11 protein-coding genes are annotated in these 11813 nt (G+C 64.0%); 5 read left to right on the top strand and 6 right to left on the bottom strand.

Features of this window, described 5'->3' with window-relative positions:
* Positions 1-106: 106 nt before the first annotated feature.
* The 3 genes from JQ627_RS04735 to JQ627_RS04725 form a co-directional block, all read right to left on the bottom strand.
* Positions 107-1384, bottom strand: a complete 1278-nt coding sequence (locus JQ627_RS04735; RefSeq protein ID WP_212482965.1) for an acyl-CoA dehydrogenase family protein — start codon at positions 1382-1384, stop codon at positions 107-109.
* Positions 1385-1677: 293 nt separating this feature from the next.
* Positions 1678-2058: a VOC family protein gene (locus tag JQ627_RS04730; protein ID WP_212482964.1), complete on the bottom strand. Its 381-nt coding sequence runs from the start codon at positions 2056-2058 to the stop codon at positions 1678-1680.
* 134 nt (positions 2059-2192) lie between these two features.
* Complete coding sequence (locus tag JQ627_RS04725; protein ID WP_212482963.1) at positions 2193-2972, bottom strand: SDR family NAD(P)-dependent oxidoreductase; 780 nt, start codon at positions 2970-2972, stop codon at positions 2193-2195.
* Between the two features lie 166 nt (positions 2973-3138).
* Between JQ627_RS04725 and JQ627_RS04720 the strand changes: the two genes are divergently transcribed.
* From JQ627_RS04720 to JQ627_RS04710, 3 genes are read left to right on the top strand one after another with little or no spacing between them, the layout of a single operon-like run.
* A complete protein-coding gene (locus JQ627_RS04720) occupies positions 3139-3927 on the top strand; it encodes an enoyl-CoA hydratase/isomerase (protein WP_212482962.1) in 789 nt (262 codons plus the stop codon).
* Positions 3924-4910, top strand: coding sequence for a phosphotransferase family protein (locus JQ627_RS04715; RefSeq protein WP_212482961.1), 987 nt, complete (start codon positions 3924-3926; stop codon positions 4908-4910). The genes JQ627_RS04720 and JQ627_RS04715 overlap by 4 nt, the downstream gene beginning before the upstream one ends.
* A 3-nt stretch (positions 4911-4913) precedes the next feature.
* Complete coding sequence (locus tag JQ627_RS04710; protein WP_212482960.1) at positions 4914-5285, top strand: DUF6285 domain-containing protein; 372 nt, start codon at positions 4914-4916, stop codon at positions 5283-5285.
* A gap of 193 nt (positions 5286-5478) precedes the next feature.
* Here the strand turns inward: JQ627_RS04710 and JQ627_RS04705 are convergent, their stop codons facing one another.
* Positions 5479-6258: an enoyl-CoA hydratase-related protein gene (locus JQ627_RS04705; RefSeq protein WP_212482959.1), complete on the bottom strand. Its 780-nt coding sequence runs from the start codon at positions 6256-6258 to the stop codon at positions 5479-5481.
* A gap of 213 nt (positions 6259-6471) precedes the next feature.
* Here JQ627_RS04705 and JQ627_RS04700 point away from each other — a divergent pair, with 213 nt between their 5' ends.
* A complete protein-coding gene (locus JQ627_RS04700) occupies positions 6472-7746 on the top strand; it encodes an acyl-CoA dehydrogenase family protein (protein WP_212482958.1) in 1275 nt (424 codons plus the stop codon).
* A gap of 241 nt (positions 7747-7987) precedes the next feature.
* On the opposite strand, the gene JQ627_RS04695 is transcribed toward JQ627_RS04700, so the two are convergent.
* The gene (locus tag JQ627_RS04695) at positions 7988-9568 is read right to left on the bottom strand and encodes a fatty acid--CoA ligase (RefSeq protein WP_212482957.1); all 1581 of its coding nucleotides are present in this window, start codon (positions 9566-9568) and stop codon (positions 7988-7990) included.
* Between the two features lie 292 nt (positions 9569-9860).
* Complete coding sequence (locus tag JQ627_RS04690) at positions 9861-10733, bottom strand: SDR family oxidoreductase (RefSeq protein ID WP_212482956.1); 873 nt, start codon at positions 10731-10733, stop codon at positions 9861-9863.
* Between the two features lie 105 nt (positions 10734-10838).
* On the opposite strand from JQ627_RS04690, the gene JQ627_RS04685 reads away from it, so the two are divergent.
* Positions 10839-11648 carry a crotonase/enoyl-CoA hydratase family protein gene (locus JQ627_RS04685; protein WP_212482955.1) on the top strand — a complete coding sequence of 270 codons (810 nt, stop codon included), beginning with the start codon at positions 10839-10841 and terminating at the stop codon, positions 11646-11648.
* Positions 11649-11813 lie beyond the last annotated feature (165 nt).

The raw sequence follows: 11813 nt of genomic DNA, 5'->3' as shown, positions 1-11813 counted from the left end.
TAGGGTGGGCAAAGCGACAGCGTGCCCACCACTCCTCGCGTAGGCCGCGATGGTGGGCACGGCGCGCGAAGTGCGCGCCTTTGCCCACCCTACGGCATCTCGTCGATTACGCCATGCTCAGCTCGTGCCGGCCGACCACCATCCAGTGCACCTCGTCCGGACCGTCGGCGAAGCGCAGATGGCGGACGTCCTGATACATCTCGGCAAGCGGGGTCCAGTGCGAGATGCCGGTGGCGCCGTGCATCTGGATCGACTGGTCGATGATCTTGCAGGCGCGCTCCGGCACCATGGCCTTGACCATGGAGACCCAGACGCGAGCCTCCTTGTTGCCGAGCACGTCCATCGCCTTGGCTGCCTTCAGCACCATCAGCCGCATCGCCTCGATCTCGCAGCGGGCCTGCGCGATGATCTGCATGTTGCCGCCGAGATGGGCGATCTTCTTGCCGAAGGCCTCGCGGGTGAGGCCACGCTGTACCATCAGATCGAGCGCCTTCTCGGCCTTGCCGATCGTGCGCATGCAGTGATGGATGCGGCCCGGGCCGAGCCGGAGCTGCGAGATCTCGAAGCCCCGGCCTTCGCCGAGCAGCATGTTCTCCTTGGGCACGCGCACATTGTTGAAGCGCATGTGCATGTGGCCGCGCGGGGCGTGGTCCTGGCCGAATACATACATGGGCCCGAGCACCTCGACGCCGGGCGTGTCGCGCGGCACCAGGATCTGCGACTGCTGCTTGCTCGGCGCCGCGTCCGGATTGGTCTTCACCATCACGATGAGGATCTTGCAGCGGGGATCGCCGACGCCGGAGATGTAGTACTTCTCGCCGTTGATGACCCATTCGTCGCCGACGAGCTTTGCGGTCGTCGAAATGTTCTTGGCGTCGGAGGAGGCGACGTTCGGCTCGGTCATGACATAGGCCGAACGGATCTCGCCGTTCATCAGCGGCTTCAGCCACTTCTCCTTCTGCTCCTTGGTGCCGACGCGCTCGAGCACCTCCATGTTGCCGGTGTCCGGCGCGGAGCAGTTCATGGTCTCGGAGGCCAACGGACTCTTGCCGAGCTCGGAGGCGATATAGGCGTAATCGAGATTCTTCAGGCCCTGGCCGGTCTCGTCATCGGGCAGGAAGAAGTTCCAGAGGCCTTCCTTCTTCGCCTTGTTCTTGGCGACCTCGAGCACCTCGAGCTGCTTCGGGGTGAAGCTCCAGCGGTCCTGCTTGCCTTCGCCCGCCTTGGCGAACTCGATCGACATCGGCTCGACGGTGTCGCGGATGAACTTCCTGACGTGGTCGTAGAGCGGCCGGACCTGGTCCGACATGCGGAGATCGTTGAGCTCATCGCCGGGATTGAGGGTGTAGTTGGTGGTGCGGGGTATGTAGGTGTGTTTTGTCATTGTTCCTCCCGTGTCGCTGAGATCGTGCTGGACGAGAGAATAGTCGCAGCGCGGCCAAAGTGCGAGCGCGCATTTTTCACGCGACCCATGCCACGCGATGGAATATCGCGAGGGCGTTTGAAATGTTGTTTGAATAGGGATGGGCGCCGGCAGGGCCTGCGCGCGCCGAAATCTCAACTGTCGTCGCCCGCGAAGGCGGGCGATCCAGTACTCCGTGATAATCGTGATTGAAGCGAGAAGCCTCTGCGTACTGGATTCCCCGCCTTCGCGGGGAATGACAGTGCTTGCTGCCGCTAGTTCGGCATCCGATGCATCGCGCAGATCTTGTTGCCGTCGAGATCGCGCAGGTAAGCGAGATAGAGCTTGCCGCCCGGGCCCTGACGTACACCGGGCGGGTCCTCGATCGGCGCGCCGCCGGCTGCGAGACCGGCCGCATGCCAGGCATCGACCTGCTCCGGCGAATTGCAGGCAAAACCGATCGTGCCGCCGTTGGCGCACGTTGCCGGTTCACCGTTGATCGGTTTCGATACCGAGAACACGCCGGTCTTGGTGATGTAGAAGATGCGGTGGCCGTCGACCCTGGCCGGCCGCACTTCGAGCGTGCCGAGCAGACTGTCGTAGAACGACTTGGCCCTGTCGAGGTCGTTGGTGCCGATCATGATGTGCGAGAACATTTGCCCATTCCCATTCTGCGCTTACAAAAACAAAAATCGTAGGGTGGGCAAAGCGCAACGTGCCCACCACGACATCTAAAAATGCGAATGGTGGGCACGGGCGCAAGCGCGCCTTTTGCCCACCCTACGAAAAATCAGAACGCCGTATAGCCGCCATCAATCACGAACGTATCCGCGGTGTGATACGACGAGGCCTTGCTCATCAGATACACGGCGATGCCGCCGAAATCGGATGCCTCGCCGAAGCGGCGCATCGGAATCCGCGGCATCACGTTGGCGACGAATTTTTCGTTGGCCATGATGCCCGCGGTCATGTCGCTCTTGATCCAGCCGGGCAGGATCGCGTTCGCGGTGACGCCGTGACGCGCCAGCTCGACGCCGAGCGCGCGCACCAGCGCGTTGATCGCGGCCTTGGTCGCGGCATAATGCTCATTGCGCGCGGTGCCGAAGATCGAGGCGAGGCTCGATGTCGCGACCAGCCGGCCGAAAGGATCGCCGGCATTGGCGCGCTCGGTCATATGTTTTGCGGCGGCCTGGAACGCGTGGAACACGCCGTCGAGATTGGTCGCAAACATCGTGCGCCATTCCTCCTCGGTGCGCTCGATGAAGGAGCGCCGGCCGCCGCCGCCGATGCCGGCATTGGCAAAGCAGCCGTCGACCCGGCCGAAAATGTCGAGCGTCGCCTTCATCGCCGCATCGACCGAGGCCGGATCGGTGACGTCGCAGACGCGGCTGTCGACCTTGCCGGAGAGGCCCGCCATGCTCGCGGCAGCAGCCTTGTTCTTGTCAGGATTGCGGCCCCAGATCGAGACGTTGCAGCCCTGGCCCGCGAGTGTCTGCGCGATGCCGAGCCCGATACCGCCATTGCCGCCGGTGATCACGGCGACGCGGCCGGTGAGATCGAAAAGGTTCATGGCGCGTTTCCTGTTTTTGGTATGAGGCGCATCAGCCGCTGCGCGCAAGATTGCTTGCTATGCTCTGATCACCATGGACAAGACCGCGCCAAAAATCAAATATGCGCCCCGGCAAAAGCAATTCCGGCCTGCGAAACTGACGCAGGCCGCAACTGACGAGGAAACCATGCAGTTCAAACACGTCACGCTCGATTTCGATGGTTCGGTCGCGATCCTCCGGCTCGACCATCAGGAGGTGATGAACGCAGTCTCCGTGGACATGCTGGGCGGCCTCGCCGATGCGCTCGACGCGATCGAGGAGAAGAAGGGCGAGGTGCGCTGCGTGGTGCTGACAGGCACGGGGCGGGCGTTCTGCACCGGCGCGAATCTGCAAGGGCGCAACAACCAGTCGAAGAAGACCAAGGCCGGCCTGACGCTCGAGACCGGCTTTCATCCCTTCCTGCGGCGCATCCGCAATCTGCATTGCCCGATCGTGACCGCGGTCAACGGCCCGGCCGCCGGCGCCGGCATGAGCTTCGCGCTGCTCGGCGACATGATTCTGTGCGCGCGATCCTCTTACTTTCTTCAGGCCTTCCGCCGCATCGGCCTCGTGCCGGATTGCGGCTCGACCTGGCTGCTGCCGCGCCTCGTCGGTCGTGCGCGCTCGATCGAATTGTCGCTGATGGGCGAGCGGCTGCCGGCCGAGAAGGCGCTGGAATGGGGCCTCGTCAACCGCGTCTACGATGACGGGGTGCTGATGGAGGAGGCGATGAAGCTTGCGCGGGACCTTGCGAGCGGCCCGACGGTCGCGCTGTCGCTGATCCGCAAGCTCTATTGGGACAGTCCGGAAAATTCCTTCGAGGAACAGCTCAATCTCGAATTCCAGTGCCAGCTCCATGCCGGCGACACGGACGATTTCCGTGAAGGCGTTGGCGCCTTCCTGGAGAAGCGCCCGGCGCAGTTCAAAGGCAAATGATCGAGGCGGAGCTCTCCCGCAGCGTCGCGCGCTGGTGCGAAGGAGCGACCGGCGTCACCGGCGCGGCAAAGCTGTCCGGCGGCGCCAGCCAGGAGACATGGCGCTTCGACATCGAGCATCCCGATGGGCCGATCGGCGCGATCCTGCGCCGCTCGCCGAAGGGGTATGGTGCTGCGCCGACGCGTGCGGCGGGCCTCGCCGCTGAAGCGCAGCTGATGCAGCTCGCCTATGAGGCGGGCGTGCCGTCGCCGCGCGTGATGCATGTGCTAACGCCCGACGAGGATCTCGGCACCGGTTTCATCATGCAGCGGGTCGACGGCGAGACCATCGCGCGCAAGATCCTTCGCGATGAGGAGTTCGCGACGGCGCGGCCGCTGTTGGCGCGGCAGATCGGCGGCGTGCTCGCCGGCCTGCACAGGCTGCAGCGGGACAAGCTGCCCGAGTTGCGCAGCCGGTCTGCGACCCAGGAGATCGGCGAGTTCGAGCGCGATTATCGCAGCCTCAACTGGCCAAAGCCCGTGTTCGAGTTGGCGCTGCGCTGGCTGCGTGACCACGATCCCGGCCCATCGGCCGAGACGACACTGGTGCATGGCGATTTCCGCAACGGCAATCTCATCATCGGCGCCGACGGCGTCCGCGCCGTGCTCGACTGGGAGCTCGCCCATCTCGGCGATCCCATGGAGGATCTCGGCTGGGTCTGCGTCAACTCTTGGCGTTTTGGCGAGATCGACAAGCCGGTGGGCGGTTTTGGCACACGCGAGGAGCTGTTCGCCGGCTATGAGGCCGCGGGCCGCAAATGCGATCCTGCGCGCGTCAAATTCTGGGAAGTGATGGGCACGCTGCGCTGGGGCATCATGTGCGGCGGCATGATGCAGCGATTTCGCGAGGGGCCGGATCATTCGATGGAACGCGCCATGATCGGCCGCCGCGCTTCGGAAACCGAGATTGATCTCTTGCGGCTGCTCGCGCCGCGCGGGAGGTGAGACATGCAGGACGAACCGACCCCGATCGAGCTGACCACGGCGGTCGCCGATTTCCTCCGCAACGACATCACACCGCTGATTTCCGGCCACCAGGCCTTCAAGCTGCGCGTCGCCATCAACATCCTCGACCTCGTCACGCGGCAGCTGACGCAGGAGGAGGGGAGAGATGCGAAGGAGGTGGAGCGGCTGCGCGCGCTGCTCGGCATGGACGGCTCGGTCAGCGACTTGAACGCGGCGCTGGCAGAACGCATCGCGAAGGGTGAGGTTGATCTTGCAACGCCCGGGCTCGCCGAGCATCTGTGGGCGACCACGATGGACAAGCTCGCGGTCGACCAGCCGAACTACGCGTCGTACAAGCGGGAGCTGGGGCGATAGGCGGGTCGGGCGGTCGCGCTCCATAGTCGCCGTCATCGCCCGCCTAGTGCGCAATTGCGCACAGGGGCGGGCGATCCAGTATTCCAGAGACGGTAGTGATTGAACCGAGAAGCTGCGGCGTACTGGATGCCCCGGTCAAGCCGGGGCATGACAGCTGTGACGATAGAGGATCTCGCTTGGGCGAGCGAAACTTTTACTTCCCCACCCATTTCGGCGGCCGCTTCTCCGAGAACGCCTTCGGGCCCTCGATGTAGTCCTGCGAGGCCACCATCGCCTTCACCGCCGGGTAGTCGCGCTGCTCCTCGATCGCCTGCTCGAGCGATACCGCAAGTCCCTTCTGGATGGTCTGTTTCGAGGCCCGGATCGACATCGGCGAGTTCTTGGTGATCATCTCCGCCCAGCGTAGCGCGCCCGCGAGCGCTTCGCCCTGCGGCACGACCTCGTTGACGAAGCCGAGCTCATGTCCCTCCTTGGCGCTGACATGGCGCGCGGTGAGGATCATGCCCATGGCGCGCTTCAGGCCGATCTGGCGCGGCAGCCGGTGCAGGCCGCCGGCAAGTGCGGCAAGGCCTACGCGCGGTTCAGGCAGGGCGAAGGTCGCATTCTCGGAGGCGATGATCAGGTCGCAGGCGAGAGCGATCTCGAAGCCGCCGCCCATGGCGACGCCGTTGACCGCGGCGATGATCGGCTTGTCGCAGTCGAAGCGCGCAGTGAGGCCGGCAAAGCCGCCCTTGTCCCAGCCGCGCTTGCCGCCGGCGGCCTGCCACTTCAAATCGTTGCCTGCGCAGAACGCCTTGTCGCCGGCGCCAGTGACGATCGCGACCCATTGCGCGGGATCGGCTGAGAAATCGTCAAACACCTTCTGGAGCTCGAAATGCGCGTCGGTGTGCAGCGCGTTGTAGACCTCGGGCCGCGACAGCGTAACGATCGTGATCGGCCCCTTGCGTTCCACCTTTGAGAATTTCAGATCCATCGCGCGCTCCCGCATTTTCTCGTGAAGGAATATTGGCGTCATACTAGCGCGCGTCGGCGCCTGAGCACCATCGAATTGCGCGGGCGCGCCTTGCGCCTCTCACACATCTCGCCTTGCTTGACTTGTTCGCACACTTCTCACCTTAATCGTGCGAAGCAGAAACGCGCCCTAGCGCCTTAACGCAAAACGATAAAATCAATCCGGGAGAGAACCGTGGATTTCTCATTGCCTGCCGATCTCGTCGCGTATCTCGGAGAGCTGGACCGCTTCATCGAGCGTGAGATCAAGCCGCTCGAGCAAGCCGACGACAACATCCGCTTCTTCGACCATCGCCGCGAATGGGCGCGCACCGATTTCGAGAATGGCGGCTTGCCGCGACACGAGTGGGAAGCGCTGTTGCGCAAGGCCAAGGATCTCGCGGACGCCGCCGGCCATCTGCGTTTTCCGGTGCCGAAGCAATATGGCGGCAAGGACGGCTCCAACCTCTGGATGGCCGTGATCCGCGAGCACTTTGCCGCCAAGGGTCTCGGCCTGCACAACGATCTCCAGAACGAGCACTCCATCGTCGGCAATTTTCCCGTTGTCACCATGCTCGATCGCTATGGCCGCGACGACCAGAAGGCGATGATCGACGGCTCGATCAAGGGCAGGTACCGCATCACCTTTGGCTTGACGGAGCCGCATCACGGCTCGGACGCCACCCACATGGAGACGCGCGCGGTGCCGGCGACCCGCGACAACGTCAAGGGCTGGATCATCAACGGTGAGAAGATGTGGACGACCGGCATGCACGTCGCCACGCATTGCGCGTTGTTCGCGCGCACCTCGGGCAACGACGGCGATGCCCGCGGCATCACCTGCTTCCTGGTGCCGGCCAAGAGCCATGGCGTGAAGGTCGAAGAATACATGTGGACCTTCAACATGCCGACCGACCATCCCCGCGTCAGCTTTACCGACGTGTTCGTGCCTGAGGATGCCCTGTTCGGCGAAGTCGGCCGCGGCCTGTCGCTGGCGCAGTGCTTCGTGCACCAGAACCGCATCCGCCAGGCGGCAAGCTCGCTCGGCGCCGCCGTCTACTGCATCAACGAGAGTGTGAAATACGCGCGCGAGCGAAAGCCGTTCGGCAAGGCGCTCGCCGAGAACCAGGCGATCCAGTTCCCGCTGGTCGAGCTCGCCACGCAGGCCGAGATGCTGCGCCTCTTGATCCGCAAGACCGCCTGGGAGATGGACCAGCTCAACGAGGAGCAGATCGAGCGCACGCTGTCCGACCGCGTCTCGATGTGCAACTACTGGGCAAACCGCCTCTGCTGCGAATCCGCCGACCGCGCCATGCAGGTCCACGGCGGCATGGGCTACTCACGCCACAAGCCGTTCGAGCACATCTACCGCCACCACCGCCGCTACCGCATCACCGAAGGCAGCGAGGAGATCCAGATGCGCAAGGTGGCGGGGTTCCTGTTCGGGTATATGGGGCCGGGGAAACATTAGCAGTCGTTGATAGCGCAGCTATCGTAGGGTGGGCAAAGCGGAACGTGCCCACCACTTCTGTCCGTAAACGTGAAGAGATGGTGGGCACGGCGGTTTGCGCCTTTGCCCACCCTACGGCACCGCCATTGTTGTGCGGTATCTCTCCCCCGTCGTCCCCGCCTAACTCCGAGCCTTGGTCAAACCACCCCCTCTGGTTATGGGTCCCGGGCTCGCGCTGCGCGCGCCCGGGACGACGGCCAGGCTAATTCACCCTTCGATCTTTCCCCGCCCAATACGGCTCCCGCAGCTGCCGCCGCAAAATCTTGCCGCTCGGATTCCGCGGCAGCGCCGGCAGGAACTCCACGCTCTTCGGTGTCTTGAAGCCGGCGATGCGCTCGCGGGTGAAGTTGATGATGTCGGTGGCGGTCGCCTGCTTGCCGGGCTTCATCACCACGACGGCCTTCACGGCTTCGCCCCATTTGTCATCGGGGATGCCGATCACGGCGGCTTCGGCGACATCAGGGTGATCGCACAGCGCGCTCTCGACCTCGGCCGGGTAGATGTTCTCGCCGCCGGAGATGATCATGTCCTTGATGCGGTCGTGGATGTAGAGATAGCCGTCCTCGTCCATGTACCCGGCATCGCCCGTGCGCAGCCAGCCGTCGCCGCGCAGCGTCGAGGCGGTCGCTTCCGGCAAATTCCAGTAGCCGGCCATGTTCGAGCCCGAGCGCGTCGCGATCTCGCCGACCTGGCGGGGCGGCAGTGGTTTTCCTTCCGCATCCAGGATCGCAATCTCGACACCTGGCAGCGCCTTGCCGGCCGAACGCATCCGCTCCAGCCCCTCGACGTGATCCTCTGGCGGCAGAGCGACGATGGTGCCGGTGGTCTCCGTCATGCCGTACATCTGCACGAAGCCGCATTTGAAGATGTCGATGCATTCCTTCAGCAGCGCCGCCGGAATCGGCGAGGCGCCGTACAGCATGTATTTCAGCCGCGAGAAATCGACCGTCTTCGCGCGCGGCTGCCGCACCACGAACTGCATCGCCGCCGGCACCATGAACAGCTTTGTGATGCCCGACTGCTCGAAGAAATCCAGCACCTTGGTCGGATCGAACTCGCGCGCGATCACGCCGCGGGCGCCGTGATAGAGCCCCATCACGCCCCAGCCTGAACCGCCGATGTGGAAGATCGGCATCGCCACCAGCGAGACGTCAGTGGTTGACCACCGGTTCCATTCCGGCTTGTCCGCGGCATTGCCGGTTTGCACGAGGTTGAGGAAGTTCGCATGCGACAGCATCGCGCCTTTCGGCTTGCCCGTCGTGCCCGACGTATAGAGCTGGATCGCGATGTCCCTGGTGTCGACCGGCACCCTGGGATCATCGCCGCTCTGCGCATCGCGCCAAGCCGTAAAATCCTGCCATTCCGGCGCGCCGCCCTCGGTGGTGATGACAGTGCGCACGCCCGGAAGCTGATCCTTGATCTGACGGACGTGCGCGATGAACTCCGGCCCCACGAATAGCACCGGCGCCTTGCAATCGGCGACAATGAAAGCGACCTCGGGCCCGGCGAGCCGCCAGTTCACCGGCGCCATGACGACACCAGCCTTCATCGCGCCCATCAGCAGCTCGAAATAGAGGTCGCTGTTCTTGCCGAGATAGGCGATGCGCTCGCCCTTCGTCACGCCCATCGCGACAAGCGCGTTCGCGACTTGGTTGGTCTTCACGTTAAACTCGGCGAAGCTGGTGACGCGGCCCTCGAACTCGTAGGCGGTGGCGTTGCCGCGGCTGGTCGCGCGCTCGCGCACCATGTCGGCGAGATTCGCCAATGGCTGTGTGATGGACATGTCTCTCCCGTGGCGTTTTGTTTTTATACCGCCGAGTGTGGCGTCATCCGCGGGTAAAGACAATACGGGAGAGGGATGTTGCGTTCTCTCAGCGACGTCGTCCCGGACAAGCGCGCCTCAAGCGCGCAGATCCGTGAGCCATAGCCACAGGGAGAAGTTTGGCGAAGACTCGGAGTTACCGGTCTCTCGTCAATCTTCTCCCTGGGGTCATGGGTCCCTGCTTCGCAGGGACGACAATTGAGGGCGGAGTGAGAGCGTCAGCCGCTCACACGTCTTCCCTCGCAACGCGAGATCACCCCCGCTTCGCCCGGTCCTTCTCGTTCTGCGCCATGATGCTCTCGCGCGCGGTTTTCCAGTCGTCGTCGCTCCAGTCGCGGAGCTGGTAGAAATTGCCGCCCATCGCCAGCGCCTGCGCGCCGTCCATCGCGATGGTCTCGCCGGTGATCCAGTCGCAGCCGCCGGAGATCAGGAACACTGCGAGGTTCTGCAATTCCTCCATGGTGCCGACGCGGCCCATCGGGTTCATCGCCTTGGTGCGCGCGCCGGCTTCGTCGCCGGGCTTGATGCGCTTGCTCATGCCCTCGGTCGGAATCTCGCCCGGCGCGATCGTGTTGAGGCGGATGCCGTAGCGACCCCATTCGGTCGCAAGCGACATCGTCATGGCGTGGATCGCCGACTTGCTCATCGCCGACGGCACCACGTAAGGCGAGCCGTTGCGCACCCAGGTCACGGTGATCGACACCACGTTCCCCGGCTGCTTCAAGGCGATCCAGCGCTTGCCGACCGCATGGGTCACGTAGAACGTGCCGTGCATGACGATGTTGGCGACGGCATCGAAGCCGCGCGGCGAGAGCTCCTCGCTGCGCGAGATGAAATTGCCGGCGGCGTTGTTGATGAGATCGGTGAGGGGCGCGTCACGAAAGATATTCTCGACCATCTCTTCGACCGCGAGCGCGTTGCGGATGTCGACGCCGTGACTGGTGACGCGGCCGCCATACTGATCCATCAATTCGGTCGCGGTCTCGTCGCAGACGATCTTGCGCCGGCCGCAGATGTGGACCTCGGCGCCGAGCTGGAGGAAGCGCGCCGCCATCGACTTGCCGAGCCCGGTGCCGCCGCCGGTCACGAGAATGCGCCGCCCAGCCAGAAGATTTTCCTTGAACATGGCTGTTTCTCCCGTACGGATTGTCAGTTAATTGGTCGATTGACTAAATCTGGCCGTCAGCTTTCTGTAAAGCGGCACCGAACAAGAACAGGGGAGAATTCATCCATGGAAGAGCGCGTCTCGATCTCGATCTCGGAAGGCGTCGCCGACGTGCGTCTGGTGCGCGCCGACAAGATGAATGCGCTCGATCAGGCCATGTTCGAGGCCCTAGTTGCCGCAACCGAGCGGCTTTCGAAGGAAAAAGGCGTGCGTGTCGTCGTGCTCTCGGGCGAAGGCCGCGCCTTCTGCGCCGGTCTCGACATGGGGCGTTTTGCCGCCATGAAGGAGAAGGGCGGCAATGGAATTCCGGGTGGCGAAAATCGCGATCTCACCAAGCGGACGCATGGTCAGGCAAACTTCCCGCAGCAGGCGGTATGGGGGTGGCGCCAGCTTCCAGTTCCCGTGATTGCGGCCGTGCACGGCGTTGCGTTCGGCGGCGGCTTCCAGCTCTCGCTCGGTGCTGACATGCGCTTCCTCAGCTCCGATGCGCGGATGTCGGTGATGGAGATCAAATGGGGCCTCGTGCCCGACATGGCCGGAACGCCGATCCTGGCCTCGCTCGTGCGCGACGACATCCTGCGCGATCTCACCTATACGGGGCGCATCTTCTCCGCACAGGAGGCGATGACCTACGGCCTCGCCACGCGCATCTGCGATGATCCGCGCGCCGCAGCCCTCGAAGTCGCACGCGAGATCGCCGGCAAGAGCCCCGATGCGATCCGGGCTGCCAAGCGCCTGCTCAACAATCTCTCGGTCGATCCGGGTCCCGCGCTGCTTGCCGAGTCCGTCGAGCAGCAGAAGCTGATCGGCAGCGCGAACCAGACCGAAGCGGTGCGCTCCAATCTGGAGAAGCGCGCGGCGAGGTATGCAGATTGAGTCTCTCCGTCATGGCCGGGCAAGAGCGCGAAGCGCGTCTTCTCGCTAGATGTCCCGGCCATCCACGTTCTTGATCCGGGCGGCGAAGCAAGAACGTGGATCACCGGGACGAGCCCGGTGATGGCGACTAACTAAGACCGTCGCGAGCAACAAAGAAAAACAAAA

It is taken from the genome of Bradyrhizobium liaoningense (genome assembly GCF_018130785.1).
Taxonomy (GTDB): Bacteria; Pseudomonadota; Alphaproteobacteria; order Rhizobiales; family Xanthobacteraceae; genus Bradyrhizobium; species Bradyrhizobium liaoningense_A.
This window is presented reverse-complemented; position numbering and strand designations above follow the sequence as displayed.